This window comes from Onishia taeanensis (assembly GCF_013349955.1).
GTDB lineage: Bacteria > Pseudomonadota > Gammaproteobacteria > Pseudomonadales > Halomonadaceae > Onishia > Onishia taeanensis_B.
Genome location: NZ_JABVXC010000001.1, coordinates 16,547 through 38,575, shown reverse-complemented (window position 1 = coordinate 38,575; position 22,029 = coordinate 16,547). Strand labels below are relative to the sequence as shown.

The following is a 22,029-nucleotide window of genomic DNA, read 5'->3' as shown; positions in this document are numbered from 1 at the left end:
CGCAGAGTGGCGCCTTGAAATTGAGCCTAGTTCGCACCCATGAAAAAAACAAGCAGGACTGTTTGTTTTGTATTAACGCCCTTAGCGGCTAGGCTATGATCAGCGCCTCAAGGCGCTTTCATCATCCTCAGGAGGGGCGAGCATGAAACCATCGGTCGAGTCAGCGGCGGCCACCCTGGATCGGCCTGGCACCTGGCGCGGAGTGCGCAAGATGCTGCCCCTCGCCGCCTTTACCGTTGCCTTTGGGCTGGCATTCGGTGTGGCGGCCGCTCAGAAGGGGCTGCATGGCTGGGAGGCCATGTTGATGAGTGCGTTGATGTTCTCGGGACCCTCGCAATTTGCCGTGCTCGAGCTCTGGGCCTTCCCGCTTCCGCTGCTGGCGCTGGCGCTGACGACCATGGCCATCCATACCCGCCATCTGCTGATGAGTGCGGCCCTGCACCCCTGGTTGCACAGCCTGCCCAAACGCCAGCAATTTGCGGCGGTGTTCTTCTTGACGGACTCCAGCTGGGCCATGGCGCTAGGTGAATATCAGCGCGGCGAGCGTAACGTGGGCCTGCTGTTGGGTGGCGGCATTGCCCTGTGGGGGGCCTGGGTGGTGGGCAGCGGTATCGGGCTGATGTTTGGCGGTCGGTTGGTCGAGCCGGAACGCTATGGGCTCGACGTGATCATGCTGTGTTTCTTGCTGGTGATTGTCGTCGGTGGCGTTCCGCGGCGTGACATGCTGCTGCCTTGGGGCGCAGCGGCCCTGAGTGCCTTGCTGGCCTATTACTGGTTGCCACCCTACCTTCACGTGGTGGTGGGAGCCCTGGTGGGTGGCGGCGTTGCCGTGCTGTGGCCTGCCGCTTCTGCTCGCCGGGCGGCATCATGATGGGGTCGTGGGCAAGTACGAGCGGCGTGGCCTCGTTGGTGGCAATCACCATGATGATCGTGATCGCGCTGGTATCGCGCATCGGTGGGCTCTTGATCATGTCGCGGCTACCCATCGGCCCCAAGGTGCGGCGCTTCGTCGATGCCATGGCAACCTCGGTGCTGATTGCCGTGATCACCCCGATGGTCGTCGACGGTGATGGCGGCACCCGGATAGCGGCCCTGATTGCAGGCGCTGTGGCGATTTGGCTACGAAGCCCGCTGGTGGCGATCGCCATGGGGATGCTCAGTGCCGCTCTGTGGCGGTTTGTCATGGCCACGGGCGCTGGGTGATGAAAACCATCGGATGGGTCCACGAGCGGGAGCCCTGGGTTGAGCTTGAGCCTGGGAAAGAGCTGAGGCTCAGGCGCTGCGCGGCCCCAGCAGGATGATCCCCGCGCCGATGAGGCACAGGGTCGCGCCGATCAGGTCCCAGCGGTCTGGCGCGCGCTGCTCGACCAGCCACAACCAGACGAGCGAGGTAGCGATATAGACGCCGCCATAGGCGGCATAGGCGCGCCCGGCGTAGTCGGCATCGGTGAGGCTTAACAGCCAGGCGAACAGCGCCAGGCTGGCCATTCCCGGCAGCAGCCAGCCGAGCGGCTTGTCGAGGCGCCACCAGGACCAGAAGGCAAAGCAGCCGGCGATCTCGGCCAAGGCAGCGGCCACATAGAGCAGCGGGGTGGGCATGCAAGGGCTCCTGCGATGGTTCGGGTGATCTCGGATCGAGCGAGCCTGTCCGACGAGATCCACAGATCAAACCGCCAGCCTATCATTGCTGTCAGGCGTTGGCCGCAGTCTCTCGGGGCAGCGCCAGAGCCAGCAGGGCGCTTGTTAGTACCAGCGCCGCCGAGACCCACAGACAGGCGGCCAGGCCTTGAACCTGGTAGAGCCAGCCCGACAGCAGGGTGCCGACCAGGCGTCCCATGGCGTTGGCCATGTAGTAGAAGCCGACATCCATCGACACTCCCTCGGCACGGGCATAGCGCACGATCAGGTAGCTGTGCCAGCTCGAGTTGACGGCGAATAATGCGCCGAAGGCCAACAGCCCAGCGATCAGCCAGCCGGCGCCCAGGCTGGGACTCGAGCCGATGTCTGGGCCGGCGCCCAGGCTGGGACTCGAGCCGATGTCTGGGCCGGCGCCCAGCGGCAGGAGCGCGAGTATGGCGGGCAGCACGGCCAGCGCCAGCGCCCAGCCGGCGGTGATGGTCGCCGGGCTTGCCTGGAAAACACGAGTCAGGCGCGGCGCCTGGGTCTGCACGCCGCCGTAGCCGATGACCCACACGGCCATCAGGGTGCCCACGCTCCAGAAGGTCCAGCCGTAAACGTCATACAGAAACACCGGCAGAGCGACCACGAACCAGACATCCCTTGAAGCGAACAGCATCAGTCGCGCCGCCGCGAGCACGTTCACTGCCCGTGAGGTGGATAACACCTCGCGGAATCTGGGTTTGGACTTCTGGCGGCCAAGGTCTGCCCGCAGCCGCCACAGCGACAGCGCCAGCACCCCCACCAGCAGAACCCACAGCGCGAGGATCGCACCGCGAAAGCCGACCAGCGTCAACAGCAGCCCGCCGATGAAGAAGCCGGCGCCCTTCAGAGCGTTCTTGGAGCCGGTGAGCAGCGCCACCCAGCGATACAGCGCGCCCTGCATGGTCTCATCCGTGCCGGTGCCGCCCTTGGGCAGCAGCACCTTGACCGCGCTCTTGGCACTCATCTTGTTGAGGTCCTTGGCGATTCCCGAGAGGGCCTGAGCGGCCATCACCCAGGCCACGCTGAGCGCCGTGCTGGGCACCAGCAGCATGCCGAGTGCCAGAAGCTGCAGGCCAAGCCCCAGGTTCATGGTGCGGTTGAGCCCCAGCCGTGCGCCCAGCCAGCCGCCGACCAGATTGGTGATCACGCCGAAGGCCTCGTAGAACAAGAACAGCAGCGCGACCTCCAGCGGCGAATAGCCCAGCCGGTGGAAGTGCAGCACCACCAGCATGCGCAGGGCGCCATCGGTCAGAGTGAAGGCCCAGTAGTTGCCGGTGACCAGCAGGTACTGGCGCACCTCGAACGGCAGGGCCCGTAGGCGTGCGACAAGCGTCATGGTGCCTCCTTCAGGTGCGGCCGACCTTCAGGGCCAGTTCGACGGTGCGGTTGGCATAGCCCCATTCGTTGTCGTACCAGACGTAAAGCTTCAGCTGGGTGCCATTGACCACCATGGTCGAGGGCGCATCGACGATGGCGCTGCGCGGGTCGGTGCGGTAGTCGATGGAGACCAGCGGGCGCTCCTCATAGCCCAGGATGCCGGCGAGCTCGCCCTCGGCAGCGCGCTTCAAGGCGGCATTGACCTCTTCCTCCGTTACTTCGCGCTCGAGCTCGAAGACCATGTCGGTGAGCGAGGCGTTGGCCAGTGGCACGCGTACGGCGTGGCCGTTGAGCTTGCCTTCGAGCTCGGGAAAGATCGTCGTGATCGCCTTGGCGGAGCCGGTGGTGGTGGGGATCAGGCTCATGCTCGAGGCCCGTGAACGGCGCAGATCAGGCTTGCTCGGCGAACTTGGCGTATCGAGGATCACCTGAGTGTTGGTGATGTCGTGCACCGTGGTCATCGTGCCGTGGCGGATGCCGAAGGTCTCTTGGATCACCTTGACCACCGGCGCCAGGCAGTTGGTGGTGCAACTTGCCGCGGTGACGATCCGGTGGGTGGCCGGATCGAAGGCCCGATCGTTGACGCCCATTACCACATTGAGCACACCGTCTTCCTTGACCGGCGCGCTGACCACCACCCGACCTACGCCCTGGTCGAGGTAGGCGTCGAGCTGGTCGCGGGTCTTCATCGCCCCGGAGGCTTCGATCACCACGTCGCAGCCAGACCAGTCGGTCTTGGCGATAGCGTCATGGCGCGATAAGGGCAGACGAACGCCGTCGATGATGATGGCATCGTCTTCTGCCTGAAGGCCGGTCCCCGGCGACCAGCGTCCATGCACCGAGTCGAATTCGAGCAGGTGGGCGAAGGTAGCCGCGTCGCCGCCCGGGTCGTTGGCGGCGACGAGCTCGAGGGCCTGGGCGTCGCGCTCTGCCCAGAGGCGGCGCAGCGCCAGGCGACCGATGCGGCCGAGGCCGTTGATGCCGATGCGAAGGGTCATGGAGGGCTCCTGGTAAAGATCGTCCGGGGGAAGAAGGATGAGCTGAGGCCTAGGCTGTGTCTGAAAAGTCGACGAGCGAAGGCCAGACAAGGCAAAAATCGGCGAAAGAGCGGAGTTTACGGGGTGTAAATGAGCATCTTGAGCCGATTTTTAACGCCGTATGGGCGAGCGCAGTACTTTTCAGACATTGCCTAGGGCGCTCAGCAACAACTCGCCTGGCGCACTGGGCGGTTGCCCATGGCGGCCAGGCGTGCGAGCGGCACCTCGAGCCCTGTCGCGGCGCCGCGGGCCGTGGCGTCCAGCACCTCGAGGGCCCAGGTCGGCAGCTCGGGCATCAGCCGGTAGTAAACCCACTGCCCCTGGCGCCGATCCTCGAGCAGTCCGCAGTCGCGTAACTGTGCCAAGTGGCGCGATACCTTGGGCTGTGAGGCCCCCAGGGCATGCGTCATCTCGCAGACGCACAGCTCGCCTTCGGTGTGGATCAGCAGCATCAGGGCGAGCCGCGTCTCGTCGCCGAGGCACTTGATCAGTGAGAGGGAGGTCAGTGAGGTCATGGCGTTCCTAGTAGGCTGTCGTTTCCGTCAGCGCGCCTGAACGTGAAGCCACAGTTCCAGGCGGCGACGGATCTCTTGAAGAGTTTGTGGATAGGCGTTGGCCCGGGGGTTGAGCCGCGGGTCGAAGATATCCCAGAACAGGATCTCGTCGGCCTCGCCGTTCCAGTCGCGGCAGCGTTGTTGCGCCTTCTCGCAGAGGATGATGGCGCTGTCGAAATGCTGGCCGGCGTAGGCCTCTAGGGATTGGCTGGCCAGGCCTGAGGTGTCGATGCCCTGAGCGTTGAGCGCCGCCAGGGCGGCCTCCTGCGGCTGGTCGGGCTCGACGCCAGCACTGAAGGCGTCGAAGCGATCCCCCGCCATGTGGCGGAGCAGGGCCTCGGCCATGATGGAGCGGGCGGAGTTGGCATTGCACAGGAACAGGACGCGTGGCTTGGTCATGCTGGCTTACCTCGAGGGCTCAAGATATATGAAATGCCATATATACCAACTGCGGATGACGATTCGATGACTGGGGTGGCAAGGCGTCGGTGCGATGCCATGCCACTACCGGGAGAATATACACCTTTCCATATATGCGTGCTAGCATATGTTTTTATGGCGGGCGAGCCGCGCCTCGTGGCCTTCGTGCGTCGCCTCAAGCCCGGTGTGGTGCTGGGGCTGGTGGGCACGGTGATCCTGCTGTTCGGCCTGCATTCCGGGGCGGCCCTGGCCACCGTGGTTGGCGTGCTGGTCGAGGTGCGGGTGATGTTGTCGCTGGTCTGGTTAGCCAATCGCACCCGCCACTGGTTCGTTTGACGGCTTTACGCCGACGACTCTCAATGTCAACGCCACTATCACACCGAGGCATGGCTATGCACGATTTGCCCAACGTCCATGATGCCCTATTTGCGGCGCCCACGACGGCAAGCGTCTTCGACGTCGCCCCTGGCACACACAAGCCGCGCATCCTGCTGCTGCATGGCTCGCTGCGTGAGCCTTCCTACAGCCGCCTGGCGGTGGAGGAGGCGGCGCGCTTGCTCGAGGCCATGGGTGCCGAGACGCGTGTTTTCGACCCGCGCGGCTTGCCGCTGCCGGATGCCGAGCCCGCCGAGCACCCCAAGGTAGTGGAGTTGCGCGAGCTGGCGGCCTGGTCGGAGGGCATGGTGTGGTGCTCGCCGGAGCGCCATGGGGCGATGACTGGCATCATGAAGGCGCAGATCGATTGGATCCCCCTGGCCCTGGGCGGCGTGCGTCCGACTCAGGGCAAGACGCTGGCGGTGATGCAGGTTTGTGGCGGCTCGCAGTCGTTCAACACCGTCAATCAGCTGCGCGTCCTGGGGCGCTGGATGCGCATGCTGACCATCCCTAACCAGTCCTCGGTACCTAAGGCCTTTCAGGCATTCGATGACCAGGGCCGCATGAAACCCTCGCCGTTATACGACCGCATCGTCGACGTCATGGAAGAGTTGGTGAAGTTCACTTTGCTGGTGCGAGATCGCAGCGATTACCTGACCGATCGCTACTCGGAGCGCAAAGAGAGCCCCGAGACGCTGTCGCGGCGCGTCAATCAGCGCGACCACTGAGCGACGCGGCGGATTCGCCGCGCCAATGGCCGGGGCGGCGTCTCCCCTTGGGCGCTTGCTAGAACAGCTTGCTTGTGCGCTTCGCCGCCTCGGCGGCCGGCGGGTGAAAGGTCTCGGCGCTGGCGTGTGTCCAGTAGGTGTTGAATACCTGATGCTCGGGCGGGCCGTTGAGCAGCGCCCCCGGCGGCAAATAGTTGAACAGTTGGTCGAAGGCGCGGATCTCGTGGTCGGAGACCCGGCGCAGGATGTGCTCGGGGCCGAGCTCGTCGGGCGAGGCCAGGCCGGCGGCGGCCAGCATTTCGGCCATGGCCTTCATGGTGTTGTCATGGAAGTGCTGGACACGGGCGCTCTTGTCGGCCACGTCCAGGTGGGCACTGCGTCGCGGGTCCTGGGTGGCCACGCCGCTGGGGCAGCGGTCGGTATGGCAGGCCCGGGCCTGAATGCAGCCCAGCGCGAACATGTAGCCGCGGGCGGCGTTGCACCAGTCGGCGCCCAGGGCGATGGTGCGGGCGATATCGAAGGCGGAGATCAGCTTGCCGGCGGCGCCGATCTTGACCGAGTCACGCAGGTTGGCGCCGACCAGGGTGTTGTGCACCAACAGTAGCGCCTCGGTGAGCGGCATGCCCAACCGGTTGATGAATTCCAGCGGTGCCGCCCCGGTGCCGCCCTCGCCGCCGTCGACGACGATGAAGTCCGGATGCTCGCCGGTGGCGAGCATCGCCTTGACCAGGCCGAACCATTCCCAGGGATGGCCGATGGCGAGCTTGATGCCGACCGGCTTGCCGCCGGAGAGTTCACGCAGGCGGATGATGAAGGCGATCAGCTCGCGGGGTGTGGTGAAGGCGGAGTGGGCGGAGGGTGAAACCACGTCCTCGCCCAGCGGCACGCCCCGGGTCGAGGCGATCTCGGCGGTGACCTTGGCGCCGGGCAGAATGCCGCCGTGGCCGGGCTTGGCGCCCTGGCTGAGCTTGATCTCGATCATCTTCACCTCGGGCCGGCATGCCCCCGCGATGAAACGCTCCTCGTCGAAGTGCCCATCCAGGGTGCGGCAACCGAAGTAGCCCGAGCCGATTTCCCATACCAGATCGCCGCCCTGAAGATGGTAGGGCGAAATCGCCCCTTCGCCGGTATCGTGGTAGAAGCCCCCTTGAGCGGCGCCCCGGTTCAAGGACTCGATGGCGTTGCCGGAGAGCGAGCCGAAGCTCATCGCCGAGATATTGAACACGCTGGCGGAATAGGGCTTGGCGCGACCGGCGCCGATCGTCACCCGAAAGTCATGGCCGTTGATCGGTGCGGGGGCCAGCGACGGATTGACCCATTCATAGCCTGGCGCATACATGTCGTGCAGCGAGCCGAAGGGTTTCTTGTCCATGCTGTTCTTGGCGCGTTGGTAGACCGCTTCGCGCTGCTCCCGGGAGAAGGGGCGCGGCTCGGTATCCGCCTGGATGAAGTACTGGCGAATCTCCGGTCCGATCGACTCGAGGCCATAGCGCAAGTGGGCAAGGATCGGATAGTTGCGGCTCACGGTACGCCGGCGCTGGCACAGATCAAAGGTGCCCAGCGCCGCCAGGGCGGCGAAGCCAAGCGCCGCCAGGCCCCATACCGGACTGATGGTCATCAGTCCGAGGCTCGTGATCAGACCGATGAAGCTGGCGCCGTAGGCGGAGTAGCGGGATAAACTGCGCCATTCGGTCAGGCGAGCGGGGAGTGAGGGCATGCGGTGAGCTCCTGGGCGGTGTTGGGTGGCAATGCTCGTGGCAATGTGCGTGGCAATGTGCGTGATTATGCTAGTCGGCGATGGTCGGAGGACAATACTTAGTGATCGACATTACTGGACGTTGTTCGGCGGGTGAGCACTTTTTATTGCACGCGGCGGCCTGAGCGCTGTCAATGCTGTGGCTCTCGAGGGCAGCATCGTCGGTGCCTCGACCGACTAGCATGACCAGATGTCGGCCAGCGCGCCGCGCACAGCAGCGATGACCGGCTCGTCGCGTCGTTCCTTGAGCCAGGCGAAGCTCAGCGCACAGGGCAGGCGCACCCCATCGGCGATCACCAGGCCGCGTTCCTGGCGCTCCTGCAAGGCCAGAGTATCCCGCGCCAGAGCCAAGCCGACGCCGGCGCGCACCAGATCGAGCATGCAGGCCTCTTGATCGACCTGGGCGACACGATGCGGCGTGAGGCCTAGCGGCGCGAGTCGCTCGTTCAGCAGGCGGTGATGCACCGAGACCGGTGGGGTGACGATCCAAGGCAGGGCGGCGAGGCTCGGCCAGTCGGTACGGGTCAACCGCGAGGACCAGCCGGCCGGTGCGATGAGGTGATAGTCGAAGTGGGTCAGCTCGAGAAGTTCAACCACCGGCGCGCCGTCTTCGCTGGGCGGCGGTTGGCCGGGCGGGCCGAGGAAGAAACCGACGTCTAGCTCGCGGCGGAACAGGCGCTCGAGGGTGCTGCCGCTCATGCCGTGATGCAATTCGGTATCGACCTGCGGAGCACGCTGCATCAACTGATGCATCAAGGCGCCCAGACGAATGAACTCCGGATCGACGATGGTGCCGATGCGCAGGCGCCCGCGCAGGGTGTCATGCATCGATTGGGCGCTGAGGTCGAAGGCCTGAAGTGAGGCCAGTGCGGCCTCGGCGGCCGGCAGCAGGGCATGGCCATCAGCGCTGAGCGCCAGACCCTGGGCTTGGCGATGGAAGAGGGTGAGGCCCAACGCTGCCTGAAGCTGTTTGATCTTGAGACTGACGGCCGGTTGGGTGAGATGCAGCGCCTCGGCGGCTCGTGACACGCTGCCTTGGTGGGCCACGGCCACGAAGGCACGCAGCGCCTTTATATCGCGCATCGGGTCTGTCTCCTTAGCTTTTAGACCTTGGTCTTGGGCCTCGAGCCTATCATCGAGTAGGTGCGGGAATATAAGGAAATATTATATCTGGCTTTTGCCTTTCTCAATTGATTCTCCGCTCCGGTGCGCTAGGTTTGAGGCTCTGGCACGGGGCTTTCCGGCCAATATGACACTGCAGTGCAACAAAACAAGAGGCCGACATGAGCACCCAGCGCATCGAACATTATATCAATGGCCATATCAGCAGCGGCGATTCCTCTCGGCACCAGGACGTGACCAATCCCGCCACCGGGCAGGTGACGGGGCGGGTGCTGCTGGCCCAGCGCAGCGACGTCGATCGTGCCGTGGACGCGGCGAGCAAGGCCTTCCCGGCCTGGGCCGACACGCCGCCGATTCGCCGCGCCCGGGTGCTGTTCCGCTTCCTAGAACTGCTCAATGCCCACAAGGATGACCTGGCGCGTGCCATCACCCTGGAGCACGGCAAGGTGTTCGACGATGCTCAGGGCGAAGTGGCCCGCGGCATCGATATCGTCGAATTTGCCTGCGGTGTGCCGCAGCTGCTCAAGGGCGATTTCACCGAGCAGGTCAGCACCGGCATCGATAACTGGACCGTGCGTCAGCCGCTGGGCGTGGTCGCCGGTATTACGCCATTCAATTTCCCGGTGATGGTACCGATGTGGATGTTCCCGCTGGCCATCGCCACCGGCAACACCTTCATCCTGAAGCCGAGCCCCACAGACCCCAGCGCGTCGCTGATGATCGCCGACCTGCTCGAGCAGGCCGGGCTGCCCGATGGTGTCTTCAACGTGGTGCAGGGCGACAAGGAAGCGGTCGATGCCCTGCTCGAGCATCCGGAGGTGAAGGCCTTGAGCTTCGTCGGCTCGACCCCGATCGCCAACTACATCTATGAAACCGGTGCGCACTTCGGCAAGCGTGTTCAGGCGCTGGGCGGGGCCAAGAACCACATGGTGGTGATGCCCGATGCCAACCTGGACAAGGCCGTGGACGCACTGATCGGCGCGGCTTATGGCTCTGCCGGCGAGCGCTGCATGGCGATCAGCGTGGCGGTGCTGGTCGGCGACGTGGGCGATGAACTGGTGCCGCGGCTGGCCGAGCGAGCCCGGGCGCTGCGGGTCAGCAACGGCCTCGACGGCAAGGCCGAGATGGGGCCCATCGTCAGCGCCGCGGCTCACCAGCGCATTACGGGTTATATCGAGCAGGGGGTGAGGGAGGGCGCCAAGCTGGTGGTGGACGGTCGCGACTTCGATAGCGGCACGACAGGCGCGGGGTGTGCCGACGGTTTCTGGATGGGCGGCTCGCTGTTCGATCACGTCAGCCCCGAGATGACCATCTATCGCGAAGAGATCTTCGGCCCGGTACTGGTCTGCGTGCGAGTGCCGGATGTGGTCTCGGCGATCCAACTGATCAACGATCATGAGTTCGGCAATGGCGTCAGCTGCTTCACCGAAAGCGGCAGTGTGGCCCGGGAATTTGGCCGCCGTATTCAGGTTGGCATGGTTGGCATCAATGTGCCGATTCCGGTGCCGATGGCCTGGCACGGTTTCGGTGGCTGGAAGCGCTCGCTGTTCGGCGATACCCATGCCTACGGCGAGGAAGGCGTGCGCTTCTACACCAAGCAGAAGTCGATCATGCAGCGCTGGTCGGATTCCATCGCTGGCGGCGCCGAATTCGTGATGCCTACCGCCAAGTGAGGTCGCCATGTCAGCTCATGAGTTTGACTACATCATCATTGGAGCCGGCACGGCGGGCTGTCTGCTCGCCAACCGACTGAGCGCCGACTCGAGTAACCGGGTGCTGTTGATCGAGGCGGGAGGCAAGGACACCTACCACTGGATCCACATCCCCATCGGCTATCTGTACTGCATCGACAATCCGCGCACCGACTGGCGTTTTCGCACCGAGCCGACCGAGGGCCTGAATGGCCGCCAGTTGCTGTACCCCCGGGGCAAGACCCTGGGGGGTTGCTCGAGCATCAATGGCATGCTCTACATGCGCGGCCAGGCCCGGGATTATGACCACTGGGCCGAGGTCACCGGCGACGATGATTGGCGCTGGGATAACTGCCTGCCGGCCTTCATGCGCCATGAGGACAGCTACCGGCGGGAAGACGCCTCGGCGGACATTGACGGGGATGCCGCTCAGTATCACGGTCACGGCGGCGAGTGGCGGGTCGAACGCCAGCGACTCAAGTGGCAGGTGCTCGACGATTTCGCCAAGGCCGCTCAGGAGGCGGGGATCCCCGCGACCAGCGACTTCAATCGCGGCGACAACGAGGGCATCAATTATTTCGACGTCAATCAGCGCAAGGGCTGGCGCTGGAACGCCGCCAAGGCCTTTCTGCGCCCCACCTGCACCCAGCGCGATAATTTCACCCTGTGGCATGACACCCAGGTGATGCGCCTGACCTTCGATCAGGCGACCGGCGGCGAGGCAGAAGAGCAAGAGGCGCCGTTCTGTCAGGGGGTGGAGGTGCTGCGCGGAGGCGAACCGCTCAGGGTGACGGCCCGCCGTGAGGTGATTCTGTCGGCCGGTGCCATCGGCTCGCCTCAGCTGCTGCAGGTATCGGGAGTGGGCCCGCGAGCGCTGCTCGAGGCGCACGACGTGCCGGTGGTGAAGGACCTGCCCGGCGTCGGTGAGAACCTGCAGGATCATCTGCAGATTCGTGCGGTGTATCGGGTCGAGGGAGGCAAGACGCTCAACACCATGGCCAATTCGCTGTTCGGCAAGGCTCGTATCGGGCTTGAGTACCTGCTCAAGCGTTCTGGGCCGATGAGCATGGCGCCTTCACAGCTGTGTGCGTTTACCCGCAGCTCGAAGGATCAGCCGCACCCCAATATCCAGTACCACGTCCAGCCACTGAGCCTGGAGGCCTTCGGCCAGCCGCTGCATGACTTTCCAGCGATCACGGCGAGCGTCTGCAACCTGAACCCGACTAGCCGTGGCACGGTGCGCATCAAGAGCCCTGATGCGCGCGAGGCACCGGCCATCGCGCCCAACTATCTCAGTTCCCCCGAGGATCGCAAGGTGGCGGCAGATTCATTGCGGGTGACACGAAAGATCGCCGCCCAGCCGGCCTTCGCCAAGTATCATCCGCAGGAGGTAAAGCCGGGCGTCGAGTACCAGAGCGATGAGGATCTGACCCGGCTGGCCGGCGAGATCGGCACCACCATTTTCCATCCGGTCGGCACTGCCCGCATGGGCGCAGCGGATGATCCGATGGCGGTGGTCGACCCTCATCTCCGGGTGCGGGGCGTGAAAGGGCTCAGAGTGGTAGACGCCAGCGTGATGCCAACCATCACCAGCGGCAATACCAACTCGCCGACCCTGATGATCGCCGAGAAGGCCGCCGCCTGGATCCTCGCCGAGCAGCACCCCGGTCTTGAACGCCGTCGGGTGCGTACGGCCTAGAAGGTCAGGAAGAAAGGCAGCAGGCTGAGGCCCAGCAGCAGGCCCAGCGCGATCAGGGTGACCAGCACGGCCGCCGGGTGCTGGCGCAGTCGATCCCACACCCCAGGCGTCTCGCCCCGGTCGTGAGCCTCGGCGTACTCGCGGTGCACTCGCTCATAGAGTGACTGCTGGTAGGCGTCGATCAGGCTGCGGGCCTCTTCGAGGCGCGATTCGTCGACCAGCCACAGGGCCGGTACCGAGAGCTTCCAGCGGCCCGCTTCGGTCTCGTAGATCTCGAGATCATGCTCGGCGAGCAGCTCACGCACTTCTTGGGCCTCTTCTTCTGGTACGTCTCGCAGGTGGAAGAGCAGGGCGGCCATTAGCTGTCGCCCTCCTGGCCGCCATCGTGCTGCATGACCACTGTCCGCTCGCCGGTATCCACGGCCTTGCTGAGCGCCACGCTTCTCTGTCCCTGGCTGGACTGGCAGGCCAGGAACTCGGAGTTGTCGAGCCACTGCTGGTTCGGGTAATAGGCGAACAGGTACTGGTTGTCCTCAAGGCTGTCGATCAGCGGTCTTGCCACGTTGCTTGGCACCGCCGGGCAGCCCCAACTGCGTCCCAGGCGGCCATTGGCCGCGATGAAGTCCTCGCTCACGTAATCGGCGCCGTGCATGACGATCGCCCGCTCATAGGCCCGGTCGTTGATACCGGGTTCCAAGCCTTCCAATCGCAGGGAGTAGCCGTTGCTGCCGGTATAGCTCTGCTTGGTGCGGAAGAGCCCCAGGCTCGACTGATGGCTGTCCGGTGTATTGGAGAAGGCACGGGCATATTCCTGACCAGTTCCCTGGCCATGGGACACCAGCTCCTTGAACAGCAGCCGTCGCTGTTGGAGGTCGAAGACCCACAGGCGCTTCTCGTTGGCCGAACGCGAGAAATCGATGACCGCCAGCCGCTTGGCGTCGGGGTCGGCGCAGTTGAGCGCTCGGGCCGCAAGCTCCAGCACCTTGGGCGAGGCTTCTGGCGCCAACTGCTCTAGCGTCTGGGGAAGTAGCTGTGAAGGTAACTGCGAGGGCTGCTGAGAGAATGGCTGGGCCAGGGCAGGCGTCACCGGCCCCAGCGTGGCAAGACTCAGCGTGGCAATGCCTAGCTTGGCCAGGCGTTGTTTCGTAAGGCTCAGCTTCGCAAGGCCGCGTTTGCTCACAATCTGTTCGGCCAGAAGCGGTTCGGAAAGCCTCAATCTGAACAGGCTCAGAGCAGCGCGCAGGAGAGAGCCAAGGGGAGAGCGTGGGGTGGAGGGAAACAGCGGGTGACGTCCATGGAGCTGGCGAGGCGGGCTCGTCGGCATGGCAAAAAGGCTCCTTCCACAGGCGGCATAGCCGGTGGGTGATGAATCCTTACATTAGGAAAAAGGCCCTGTGATGGGGCCTCCACGTAGACAGCGGCTATTATGACAACAGGGAAGGTCATCGCCAAACGCTGAACAAGCGTCGGCGGGTCGAGGCCCTGTCAGGGTGATCGCAGCGCCCATGGTCACCGTCGTCATATCAGCGACGACAAGCGGTGAATGTCGTCATGCAATAAAGCCAGCAAAAAGGTGGGAGAGCGGTCCATGGGAAACGTCATTGACAAACCCGGCCGCCGGCTTCCCCAGTGGGTGCTGGGGGCGTGCCTGCTGGTATTCGGGCTAAGCTGCGCCGCTTCTGGCATTTGGGCTCAGGCCGAGGCTGTTTCCACCGAGACCATTCCCGCCGAGACCGTATTGTTACACACCAGGGTTTCAGAGACTTTGCCCTTCGCAGCTATCCCCTCCGAGGCCCGAGCTGGCCAGGCCGCAACCGTCGAGGAGGCAGGCAGTGAATCGCCTGCCGAGGTGCCTGTCGAGGTGGACGAACCGCCCACCCTGGAAGTTGCGTCCGGTTCCTCAATGGCGCCCATAGCACTTGCGACGCCTTTCGAGACTTACCTGCGTGCCGCTAGCCAGACCCTTAGCCACGGCAGTGATCTGCTGAGCTTCTACGAGGCCTTCGGCTTTCGACAGGCCTGGGCGGATGAGGGGCGGGTCGAAGCACTGGCATCGGCGCTGGAGGGACTCGACGCCGATGGCCTGGTCATCGCGGATTATTCGACGGCGGCGCTGCTGACCGCCTACCGTCAATCTCTCGCTATGACCTCTCATGGGCAGAGCGCTAACGAGGTTGACCGTTGGCGATTCGAGCTCGCCGCCACGCAGCGGCTGGTGCTGGCGCTCAGGCACCTGTATCTGGGTAAAGTCGATCCTGTGCGTACCGATGCGCAGTGGGAGATTCCGCTGCCGGACTTCGCGCCGGATTGGGCGGCGATCGCCAGCGCGGTCGCGAATGGGGACCCTGCCGCAGCGCTTGAGCAGGTACGTCCGCATCAGGTGGCCTACCGGCAGTTGCGCCAGGGGCTGGCGCGCTATCGCACGCTGCAGGCGGCCGGGGGCTGGGCACCGCTGGCGTCGTTCTCCGGCGTGCTGCGCCCCGGCGATCATGCGCTGGAGGTGATCGCCCTGCGACGCCGGCTGGCGGCGCTGGGGGAGCTTGAGCTGCTGATGCCGGATCTCACGCCCAGGGCCACGGCGGCGGATTTGGGGGGCACTCAGGTCGCTATCCCGGAGCCTGGCCTCGCATCGGGCTCTAGCGCCGATCAGGTCTATGATGCGCGGCTGGTGGCTGCCGTGGAGCGGTTTCAGCATGAGCACCTGCTGGAGGTGGATGGGGTGGTCGGCCCGCGGACCTGGGCGGCGCTGAGCGTCAGCGTGGCCGAGCGCGTCGATCAGATTCGTCTCAATCTCGAGCGGCTGCGCTGGCTTTCTCATGCCTTGCCCGAGCGCTATGTGCTGGTCGATATCGCGGGTTATGAGGTGAGCTACGTGCGGCCGGGCCAGCCGACCTGGCGGTCTCGAGTGGTGGTTGGGCGGCCTTATCGGCGCACGCCGACGCTGCGCTCGGCGATTACCCACATGACCTTCCATCCTACCTGGACCGTGCCGCCAACCATCCTGCGTGAGGACGTACTGCCTGCCGTTCGTCGCGACCCCTTTTATCTGATGCGCCATGACATGCGCGTGCTGGATCGTCAAGGCTGGCCACTCGACCCCTGGCAGGTCGACTGGTGGCAGCCGGGGCCCATCAAGATCCAGCAGCGGGCCGGGCCGTCGAACCCCCTTGGTGATGTGGTGATCCGTTTTCCCAATCGCCACCTGGTATATCTGCACGACACCCCATCGCGTTCGCTTTTCGAGCGTGCCCAGCGCTCCTTCAGTTCGGGCTGCATTCGCGTCGAGGGCGTGCTGGAACTGGTGCAGTTATTGTTCGAGGATGATCGCGTCACACCGGACGAACCTGACGGTGCTGCCAGGCTCAGCCATGCGCTCCAGCAGGCGGGCACCCATAACGTCAGGCTGCGCGTGCCGGTGCCTGTGTTGCTGTTCTATTCGACCGTTCAGCCCGCTGCTGATGGGCGTTTGATTTTCCGCCCAGATGTCTATGAACGGGACGCTACAGTGCTCGCTGCACTGGTTGAAAAAGGGGGTAAAAATTTGTTTGACGGGCTCTGAGCGCGCATGCATAGTTCGATTGGTTGGTCGGCAAGATGCATTTCGTCAGTAGTACTCGAACTCGTGGTAATTGCTTCGGTAGTCTGGTGAATATCGTACTTGTTTTGCCCACTCACTTCGGGTAATTCCCGGTTCATCATCAGCTATTCGAGGATTTCGACAATGGCAACTGGCACAGTTAAGTGGTTCAACGACACCAAGGGCTACGGCTTCATTTCTCCGGAAGATAACGGCGACGACCTGTTCGCGCACTTCTCCGAGATTCAGGCTGACGGCTTCAAGACCCTGCAGGACGGCCAGAAGGTTTCCTTCGACGTCACCCAGGGCAAGAAAGGCCTTCAGGCTTCCAACATCAAGGTCATCGACTGAACCTCGACCCTGATGCATTGCGGCTGGCTCGCTAGCTAGTCGCTTAGCAAGGCCCGCTTCCGGCGGGCCTTGTGCGTTTTACCGCCCGACAATACCGCGCCGGTTTTCTCTTGCCTGCGGTCCTTCCTGCGTTTCTCCTCGCTTGCCTCAACGATTCGTTATCGCGCCCCTCGCTTGAGTGCACGATCACGCTATTGGGAATAACGAAATTTCTACAAATAACTTTTCGCTATATTCGCAAGGCGTCACAATAGGCCACTTTCGATTTTTCTGGTGGGTGGTCGATGTCTTTGGATGCCTGGCTTGCCGTTGCCGTGGTGGTTGCCGTCTTCCCGATGATGGCGCTGACCCGGATCGGCACCGACATGATTCTTCTAGGTGCGGTCGCGGTGCTGATGACCTGCGGTGTGATCGGCCCCGATCAGGCACTGGCGGGGTTCTCGAGCAGTGGCCTGTTCACGGTGGCCTTCATGTATGTACTGGTGGCCAGCATCCGCGAGACCGGCGGCATTGATCTGATCATCCGCCATGGCCTGGGCAGGCCCCGCAGTGAGGCGGCCGCCCAGTGGCGGCTGCTGGTGCCGGTAGCCGCCATGAGCGGCTTTCTCAATAATACACCGGTGGTCGCGACCTACATTCCGGCGGTGCTGGGCTGGAGTCGACGCATTCGCCAGCCGGCCTCGCGCTTCCTGATGCCGCTGAGTTTTGCCTCGATCCTGGGCGGTACGGTATCGCTGCTCGGCACCAGCACTAACCTGGTGGTCAATGGCCTGCTCGGCGAGCGCTATCCACAGCTGAGCCTGGGGCTCTTCGATATCGCCTGGGTGGGGGGGCCGATGGCGGTGGTCGGGGTGCTCTATCTGGCGCTGGTGGGGAGACATTTGCTGCCACGGGGCGGCGGCACTGCTCAGGCCTTCGAGAACCCGCGGGAGTTCACCATCGAGATGGAGGTCGATCCAGAGGGGCCACTGGTCGACAAGAGCGTCGAGCAGGCTGGGTTGCGTCACCTGGAAGATTTGTTTCTGGTCGAGATCGAGCGCGGCGGCAACGTGGTCAGTGTGGTGGGACCGGGTGAGATGCTCAAGGGTAACGACCGGCTGGTATTTGCCGGCACCTCGGCAGGCGCGGTGGAGCTGCAGCAGATCCGGGGGCTGATGCCTTCGCGGCAGGGCGAGTTGAGCCTCGAGAAGGACTACAAGGAGCGCCGGCTGGTCGAGGTGGTGGTCTCCGATCAGTGCCAGTTCGTTGGTCAGCGCATCCGTGAGGGGCACTTTCGCACCCTCTATGGCGCGGCCGTGCTGGCGGTTTGTCGTGGTGGCGAGCGGGTTGCCGGCAACCTGGGCCAGATTCGCCTGCAACCCGCTGACGTGCTGCTGCTCGAGGCGCGGCCACCGTTCATCGAGCGTCACCGCCAGTCTCGCGATTTCCTGCTGATCAGCCAGGTCAACGGCCAGGCGCGGCCGGTGCACGAGAAGGCCTGGCTCGCCTGGAGCATCTTGGGAGGCGTGGTGGTGCTGGCGACCTTCGGCGTGCTGAGCATGCTCAATGCGGCGATGCTGGGGGCGGCGCTTGCCGTGATCACCGGCTGTTGCTCGGTGGGTGCCGCCAAGCGTGGCATGGACACCCAGGTATTGCTGACCATTGCGGCCTCCTTCGGGCTCGGCGCTGCCCTTGAGAGCTCTGGCGCTGCGGCGGCGCTGGCCAGTTCCGCGCTGGGGCTGGTGGACGCCAGTCCTTGGCTGCTGCTGATTGGCGTCTATGTGCTGGTGGCCCTGCTTACCGCGCTGGTCACCAACAATGCGGCGGCGGTGATCACCTTCCCCATCGTCACGGCGGCCGCCGAAAACCTGGGCGTGAGCCCCATGCCCTATGTGATTGCGGTGATGTTCGCCGCCTCGGCGAGCTTCATCACGCCGATCGGTTATCAGACCAACCTGATGGTCTATGGGCCTGGTGGTTATCGCTTCCGCGATTATCTGCGGGTCGGCGGGCCGCTGAACCTGATCACCGCGGCGGTGGCGCTGGGACTGATTCCTCAAATCTGGTCCTTTTAGGCGCTAGCCGGCAACGGCCTGCGCTCGCCGCGGTGGGGCCGGCTGGGGTAGGGTAACGGCAACGTTTTTCCCGCAAGGAGCCCTCTGATGAGCACTTCCAATGAGCGCGTGATAGAACCTGCCGGCGGTCGCCCGGCCAATGCCAGTCTCATCCTTCTGCATGGCCTGGGCGCTGACGGTAATGACCTGGCGCCGATCGTGCCGGCTTTCACGCTGCCCGATAGCGTATCGCTGCGCACGGTGCTACCCCATGCGCCTCGCCTGCCCGTCACCGTTAACGGCGGCATGCAGATGCCCGCCTGGTATGACATCCTCGAAATGAATCTTGGTCGCCGGGTTGACGAGACCCAGCTGCGAGCCTCCGCCCAGCGTGTGCATGAGCTGATCGATGCGGAGATCGCGCGTGGCATCGACAGCCGCCGTATCATCCTGGCCGGTTTCTCTCAGGGCGGCGCCGTGGCCTATGAGGCGGCGCTGACCTATCCCGAGCCCCTCGGCGGGCTGCTGGCGCTCTCGACCTACTTCGCGACGGCGGACTCTATCGTGCCCAGTGACGCCAACCGTGACCTGCCCATCGAGGTGCATCACGGCACCTTCGATCCGGTGGTGCCGGAGTCGCTGGGGCGCGAGGGCGCCAAGCGCGCCGAGGCCATGGGGCATCCGCTGACCTATCGCAGTTATCCGATGCAGCATGCGATCTGCCCGCAGCAGATCGTCCAGATCAGTACCTGGCTGGGCGAGCGCCTGGGCGACGGTGTCAATGAGTCGGCCAACAGCTAAAGGACCCGCGATGTATCCTGATTCCCGTCTATCGAGCCCGGCAGTGGCGCGCAATCGTGCACCGATTCTTGACGTCTTGGCGCCTGCGCTGCGAGAAGCGGCGAGCGCGTGCGGTAGCGACCGCCTGCGATTGCTGGAACTGGCCAGCGGTAGTGGTGAACATGCGCTTTACTTCTCCCAGGCGCTGCCTTGGGTCGATTGGCAGCCAAGCGACCCGAGCACGGAGGCGGTTGCTTCGGTGCGCGCCTGGCGAGCCGCGGAAGGGCCCGCCAATCTGGCCGAGCCACTGACATTGGATGTAACACGTCGGCCCTGGCCGCTGGAGAGCATCGATGCGTTGGTGGCGATCAACCTTGTACATATCTCGCCCTGGGCGGTCACCGAGGCGCTGATGGCCGAGGCCGGTGTGCGACTGCCGTCGGGTGGCCTGCTCTTTCTGTATGGCCCTTATCGCCGTGACGGCCAGCACACCGCTCCCAGCAACGAAGCCTTCGATGCCTCGCTGCGCACACGAGACCCGCGCTGGGGGATTCGCGATCTGGAAGCGGTGCTGGCCTGCGCACGGAGCGAGGGGCTGGCGCTAGAGAAGGTGGTGGAGATGCCGGCCAACAATCTGAGCGTGGTCTTACGCAAACCCTAAGCAATGCCTGGGACCCGGGAACATCTCGGCGTCCCCAGTGTTTTATGAGGTCGCGCCCGCTTGAAGTCTTGGACGATTGCCCAGATGATTTATCCACAACATCACCAGACCTTCTCAGGAGACATGCATGCCCGATCTATCCGAAGACTTCCGCCTGCCGGTCGGTTGCCCCAACTGCTCAAGTCACCGCATGCGGGTATCTCAGGTGCACAATCCTGACGACAAGGTGTTCTGTGCTTCCTGCAATACGCAGGTCTGTCTCTACCATGAGGCCCAGGAGATCATTCGCAAGGGAGCAGGCAGCGAGAGTGAAGCGCTGCTCGAGGAAGCCGCCAACCGCCAGCGCTGAGTCGGCCGGCAGACACGCGCTCAAGGATGGAGTGCAAGACACGCTACGCAAGACGCCCGCCTCCTGATGGCGGGCGTTTTTGCTGTCAGAGGGTAATGACCTGGCTGGCTACAGCAGTTCCTCACCCGCCAAGGCCAGCCGTGAGCGCTCGACGCTTCTCAGCGTGATGTGCCCTGCATGGGGCCAGTCGCGGAAATTCTGCACCACTGCCGCCATGCCGCAGGTGTTGGCGGTGAGATAGGGTGTGTCGATCTGGCCGACGTTGCCCAGGCAGACGATCTTGGTGTTGCGCCCCGCGCGGGTGATCAGGGCTTTCAACTGCTTGGGAGTGAAGTTCTGCGCTTCGTCGATGATCAGGAAGGTGTCATTGAGGGTGCGGCCGCGCATGAAGCCTGGTGAGCGGATTTGCACCCGCGAGCCGATCAGCGACCGGGTGGCGTCATTGTTCCAGCTCGATGAGCCGTCTTTCTCGTCGCGCAACAGGTTGTCCATGTTGTCATGGAAGGCGCCCATCCAGGGCGACATCTTCTCTTCCTCGGTGCCGGGCAAAAAGCCGATGTCTTCGCCCATGGGGATCGGTGCTCGCGTGAAGACGATGCGCTCGAAGCCCTTCATGTCCAGCGTCTGCTGGAGCGCTGCCGCCAGCGTCATGAAGGTCTTGCCGGTCCCCGCGTTGCCGGCAATGGTCACCAGGTCGATATCCGGGTCCATCAGCAGGTTGAGGGTGAAATTCTGGCGGCTGTCGTGGGCGTGTACCCCCCAGACGCCGGCGTGGTGCCGGTAGTTGGCGAGTAGCTGTAGCCGCGCGTTGTTGGGGCCCAGCTCGCGGATGATGGCTTCGAAGTTGGCGCCGTTTTCGCAGTCAGAGACCAGCATGCCCACATGCCAGTCACTGGGCATCTCGCCGCTCAGCTGGTAGTAGGTGTGGTGGTCGGCGCGTTCCACCTTGACCTCGACATTGAGCGCCTCCCATAGCCCCACGCCATGCTCGCCGGCGTCCGGGTATACCTTTGCACCCTCGCTCATGACGTCCTGGTCAGAGAAGGCGCGGTCGTTGAGATAGTCTTCCACCGGTACCTTGAGGGCGGCGGCCTTGACGCGCAGGTTGATGTCCTTGGTGACCAGAATCACCGAGGCATCCGGGCGTTCATCGCGCAGCCGACAGGTTTCGGCGAGGATGCGGTTGTCTGGACTGTCCTCCAGGTTATCCAGCGGTTTCAGATCGTTATAGCAGAGAAAACGCAGGCGTCCGGTGACGCCGATAGAGCCGGGAATCGGGATGCCGGCCTGGATCTCGTCGAAGCCGACTTGGCTGGTGATATCGGAGAGGGTGCGGCTGACTTGGCGGGCGGTACGGGCGATCTCGCGAATGCCGTTCTTGTGCTTGTCGAGTTCCTCCAGAACGGTCATGGGAATGACCACATCGTGCTCTTCGAACTGATAAAGGGCGGCAGGATCGTGAATCAGAACGTTAGTGTCTAGCACATAAAGCCGGGTGGCTTTCTTGTCGATTCGTACCATCGGCAGGAACACTCCTTGGTTAACGGCAGTTCCGACACTGGCAGTGAGCCCTTACGAGGTCATGACAGTTCAAACCTGAACGCGGCCAGTGTCGCTTATCCTGTCCTTGCGGTCTCTTGATGCCTCCTGTCGCTGGGTAGACGTTACCCGATAGCTTTAGCATGAACGCAGTACACGGGATTCGCCAATCCGAAGCCTTTCACGTTGTGGCGACGCTTCGTCTTGTCGCCTCCGGCCAGGCCGGCCGATGACCCTTATATCCTGGAGATAGCACAAGGCCATCGGCGGTTTCAGAGGCGAGTTATCGCTGTCGCCACTGATGGCGCAGACGAGCTG

At 63.9% G+C, this 22,029-nt stretch carries 21 protein-coding genes and 1 pseudogene; 12 read left to right on the top strand and 10 right to left on the bottom strand.

The features are described 5' to 3' along the window. The first annotated feature begins 142 nt into the window (after positions 1–142). Together HUS66_RS00185 and HUS66_RS00180 are read left to right on the top strand one after the other, a co-directional pair. The gene (locus HUS66_RS00185) at positions 143–871 is read left to right on the top strand and encodes an AzlC family ABC transporter permease (RefSeq protein WP_175068988.1); all 729 of its coding nucleotides are present in this window, start codon (positions 143–145) and stop codon (positions 869–871) included. Further along, positions 868–1,203 (top strand): AzlD domain-containing protein, encoded by a 336-nt coding sequence (locus HUS66_RS00180; RefSeq protein WP_340162718.1) that lies wholly within the window; start codon positions 868–870, stop codon positions 1,201–1,203. Before HUS66_RS00185 ends, HUS66_RS00180 begins: the two co-directional genes overlap by 4 nt. A gap of 69 nt (positions 1,204–1,272) precedes the next feature. On the opposite strand, the gene HUS66_RS00175 is transcribed toward HUS66_RS00180, so the two are convergent. From HUS66_RS00175 to HUS66_RS00155, 5 genes are all read right to left on the bottom strand, one after another. After that, complete coding sequence (locus HUS66_RS00175) at positions 1,273–1,599, bottom strand: YnfA family protein (protein WP_175068987.1); 327 nt, start codon at positions 1,597–1,599, stop codon at positions 1,273–1,275. A 91-nt stretch (positions 1,600–1,690) separates the two neighbouring features. Continuing rightward, the gene (gene arsJ, locus HUS66_RS00170; protein ID WP_175068986.1) at positions 1,691–2,998 is read right to left on the bottom strand and encodes an organoarsenical effux MFS transporter ArsJ; all 1,308 of its coding nucleotides are present in this window, start codon (positions 2,996–2,998) and stop codon (positions 1,691–1,693) included. 10 nt (positions 2,999–3,008) lie between these two features. After that, positions 3,009–4,037 carry an ArsJ-associated glyceraldehyde-3-phosphate dehydrogenase gene (locus HUS66_RS00165; RefSeq protein ID WP_175068985.1) on the bottom strand — a complete coding sequence of 343 codons (1,029 nt, stop codon included), beginning with the start codon at positions 4,035–4,037 and terminating at the stop codon, positions 3,009–3,011. 200 nt (positions 4,038–4,237) lie between these two features. Then, positions 4,238–4,591, bottom strand: a complete 354-nt coding sequence (locus HUS66_RS00160; RefSeq protein ID WP_175068984.1) for a metalloregulator ArsR/SmtB family transcription factor — start codon at positions 4,589–4,591, stop codon at positions 4,238–4,240. A 27-nt stretch (positions 4,592–4,618) separates the two neighbouring features. After that, on the bottom strand, positions 4,619–5,029 hold the full coding sequence (locus HUS66_RS00155; RefSeq protein WP_175068983.1) for an arsenate reductase ArsC: 411 nt from the start codon (positions 5,027–5,029) through the stop codon (positions 4,619–4,621). Positions 5,030–5,251: 222 nt separating this feature from the next. Here HUS66_RS00155 and HUS66_RS00150 point away from each other — a divergent pair. Continuing rightward, a pseudogene (locus HUS66_RS00150) lies at positions 5,252–5,386 on the top strand (arsenical-resistance protein); the annotation flags it as partial. A 56-nt stretch (positions 5,387–5,442) separates the two neighbouring features. Further along, complete coding sequence (arsH, locus tag HUS66_RS00145; RefSeq protein WP_175068982.1) at positions 5,443–6,153, top strand: arsenical resistance protein ArsH; 711 nt, start codon at positions 5,443–5,445, stop codon at positions 6,151–6,153. 58 nt (positions 6,154–6,211) lie between these two features. On the opposite strand, the gene HUS66_RS00140 is transcribed toward arsH, so the two are convergent. Then, positions 6,212–7,870, bottom strand: a complete 1,659-nt coding sequence (locus HUS66_RS00140; protein WP_175068981.1) for an FMN-binding glutamate synthase family protein — start codon at positions 7,868–7,870, stop codon at positions 6,212–6,214. Between the two features lie 216 nt (positions 7,871–8,086). Next, positions 8,087–8,992 carry a LysR family transcriptional regulator gene (locus HUS66_RS00135; protein WP_175068980.1) on the bottom strand — a complete coding sequence of 302 codons (906 nt, stop codon included), beginning with the start codon at positions 8,990–8,992 and terminating at the stop codon, positions 8,087–8,089. 200 nt (positions 8,993–9,192) lie between these two features. Between HUS66_RS00135 and HUS66_RS00130 the strand changes: the two genes are divergently transcribed. Then, a complete protein-coding gene (locus tag HUS66_RS00130; RefSeq protein ID WP_175068979.1) occupies positions 9,193–10,704 on the top strand; it encodes a CoA-acylating methylmalonate-semialdehyde dehydrogenase in 1,512 nt (503 codons plus the stop codon). A 7-nt stretch (positions 10,705–10,711) separates the two neighbouring features. Then, complete coding sequence (locus tag HUS66_RS00125) at positions 10,712–12,421, top strand: GMC family oxidoreductase (RefSeq protein ID WP_175068978.1); 1,710 nt, start codon at positions 10,712–10,714, stop codon at positions 12,419–12,421. Here HUS66_RS00125 and HUS66_RS00120 read toward each other — a convergent pair. Further along, positions 12,418–12,780, bottom strand: coding sequence for a DUF6164 family protein (locus tag HUS66_RS00120; RefSeq protein WP_175068977.1), 363 nt, complete (start codon positions 12,778–12,780; stop codon positions 12,418–12,420). The genes HUS66_RS00125 and HUS66_RS00120 overlap by 4 nt on opposite strands. Beyond that, the gene (locus HUS66_RS00115) at positions 12,780–13,601 is read right to left on the bottom strand and encodes a murein L,D-transpeptidase catalytic domain family protein (RefSeq protein ID WP_425340059.1); all 822 of its coding nucleotides are present in this window, start codon (positions 13,599–13,601) and stop codon (positions 12,780–12,782) included. Before HUS66_RS00115 ends, HUS66_RS00120 begins: the two co-directional genes overlap by 1 nt. Positions 13,602–14,009: 408 nt before the next feature. Here HUS66_RS00115 and HUS66_RS00110 point away from each other — a divergent pair, with 408 nt between their 5' ends. From HUS66_RS00110 to HUS66_RS00085, 6 genes are all read left to right on the top strand, one after another. Further along, positions 14,010–15,980 (top strand): L,D-transpeptidase family protein, encoded by a 1,971-nt coding sequence (locus HUS66_RS00110; protein WP_175068975.1) that lies wholly within the window; start codon positions 14,010–14,012, stop codon positions 15,978–15,980. Positions 15,981–16,142: 162 nt separating this feature from the next. Continuing rightward, the gene (locus tag HUS66_RS00105; protein WP_092527699.1) at positions 16,143–16,349 is read left to right on the top strand and encodes a cold-shock protein; all 207 of its coding nucleotides are present in this window, start codon (positions 16,143–16,145) and stop codon (positions 16,347–16,349) included. 284 nt (positions 16,350–16,633) lie between these two features. Further along, the gene (locus HUS66_RS00100) at positions 16,634–18,403 is read left to right on the top strand and encodes an SLC13 family permease (RefSeq protein ID WP_175068974.1); all 1,770 of its coding nucleotides are present in this window, start codon (positions 16,634–16,636) and stop codon (positions 18,401–18,403) included. Positions 18,404–18,490: 87 nt separating this feature from the next. Next, positions 18,491–19,183, top strand: coding sequence for an alpha/beta hydrolase (locus tag HUS66_RS00095; protein WP_175068973.1), 693 nt, complete (start codon positions 18,491–18,493; stop codon positions 19,181–19,183). A 10-nt stretch (positions 19,184–19,193) separates the two neighbouring features. Further along, a complete protein-coding gene (locus HUS66_RS00090) occupies positions 19,194–19,823 on the top strand; it encodes a DUF938 domain-containing protein (RefSeq protein WP_217487834.1) in 630 nt (209 codons plus the stop codon). A 127-nt stretch (positions 19,824–19,950) separates the two neighbouring features. Beyond that, positions 19,951–20,172 (top strand): hypothetical protein, encoded by a 222-nt coding sequence (locus tag HUS66_RS00085; RefSeq protein ID WP_175068971.1) that lies wholly within the window; start codon positions 19,951–19,953, stop codon positions 20,170–20,172. A 108-nt stretch (positions 20,173–20,280) separates the two neighbouring features. Here HUS66_RS00085 and HUS66_RS00080 read toward each other — a convergent pair whose 3' ends face one another. After that, a complete protein-coding gene (locus tag HUS66_RS00080; RefSeq protein WP_175068970.1) occupies positions 20,281–21,693 on the bottom strand; it encodes a PhoH family protein in 1,413 nt (470 codons plus the stop codon). Between the last annotated feature and the right edge of the window lie 336 nt (positions 21,694–22,029).

Coding starts and splice junctions, on each gene's coding strand:
- HUS66_RS00185 (WP_175068988.1), top strand. CDS start 143: ATGAAACCATCGGTCGAGTCAGCGGCGGCCACCCTGGATCGGCCTGGC.
- HUS66_RS00180 (WP_340162718.1), top strand. CDS start 868: ATGATGGGGTCGTGGGCAAGTACGAGCGGCGTGGCCTCGTTGGTGGCA.
- HUS66_RS00175 (WP_175068987.1), bottom strand. CDS start 1,599: ATGCCCACCCCGCTGCTCTATGTGGCCGCTGCCTTGGCCGAGATCGCC.
- arsJ (WP_175068986.1), bottom strand. CDS start 2,998: ATGACGCTTGTCGCACGCCTACGGGCCCTGCCGTTCGAGGTGCGCCAG.
- HUS66_RS00165 (WP_175068985.1), bottom strand. CDS start 4,037: ATGACCCTTCGCATCGGCATCAACGGCCTCGGCCGCATCGGTCGCCTG.
- HUS66_RS00160 (WP_175068984.1), bottom strand. CDS start 4,591: ATGACCTCACTGACCTCCCTCTCACTGATCAAGTGCCTCGGCGACGAG.
- HUS66_RS00155 (WP_175068983.1), bottom strand. CDS start 5,029: ATGACCAAGCCACGCGTCCTGTTCCTGTGCAATGCCAACTCCGCCCGC.
- arsH (WP_175068982.1), top strand. CDS start 5,443: ATGCACGATTTGCCCAACGTCCATGATGCCCTATTTGCGGCGCCCACG.
- HUS66_RS00140 (WP_175068981.1), bottom strand. CDS start 7,870: ATGCCCTCACTCCCCGCTCGCCTGACCGAATGGCGCAGTTTATCCCGC.
- HUS66_RS00135 (WP_175068980.1), bottom strand. CDS start 8,992: ATGCGCGATATAAAGGCGCTGCGTGCCTTCGTGGCCGTGGCCCACCAA.
- HUS66_RS00130 (WP_175068979.1), top strand. CDS start 9,193: ATGAGCACCCAGCGCATCGAACATTATATCAATGGCCATATCAGCAGC.
- HUS66_RS00125 (WP_175068978.1), top strand. CDS start 10,712: ATGTCAGCTCATGAGTTTGACTACATCATCATTGGAGCCGGCACGGCG.
- HUS66_RS00120 (WP_175068977.1), bottom strand. CDS start 12,780: ATGGCCGCCCTGCTCTTCCACCTGCGAGACGTACCAGAAGAAGAGGCC.
- HUS66_RS00110 (WP_175068975.1), top strand. CDS start 14,010: ATGGGAAACGTCATTGACAAACCCGGCCGCCGGCTTCCCCAGTGGGTG.
- HUS66_RS00105 (WP_092527699.1), top strand. CDS start 16,143: ATGGCAACTGGCACAGTTAAGTGGTTCAACGACACCAAGGGCTACGGC.
- HUS66_RS00100 (WP_175068974.1), top strand. CDS start 16,634: ATGTCTTTGGATGCCTGGCTTGCCGTTGCCGTGGTGGTTGCCGTCTTC.
- HUS66_RS00095 (WP_175068973.1), top strand. CDS start 18,491: ATGAGCACTTCCAATGAGCGCGTGATAGAACCTGCCGGCGGTCGCCCG.
- HUS66_RS00090 (WP_217487834.1), top strand. CDS start 19,194: ATGTATCCTGATTCCCGTCTATCGAGCCCGGCAGTGGCGCGCAATCGT.
- HUS66_RS00085 (WP_175068971.1), top strand. CDS start 19,951: ATGCCCGATCTATCCGAAGACTTCCGCCTGCCGGTCGGTTGCCCCAAC.
- HUS66_RS00080 (WP_175068970.1), bottom strand. CDS start 21,693: ATGGTACGAATCGACAAGAAAGCCACCCGGCTTTATGTGCTAGACACT.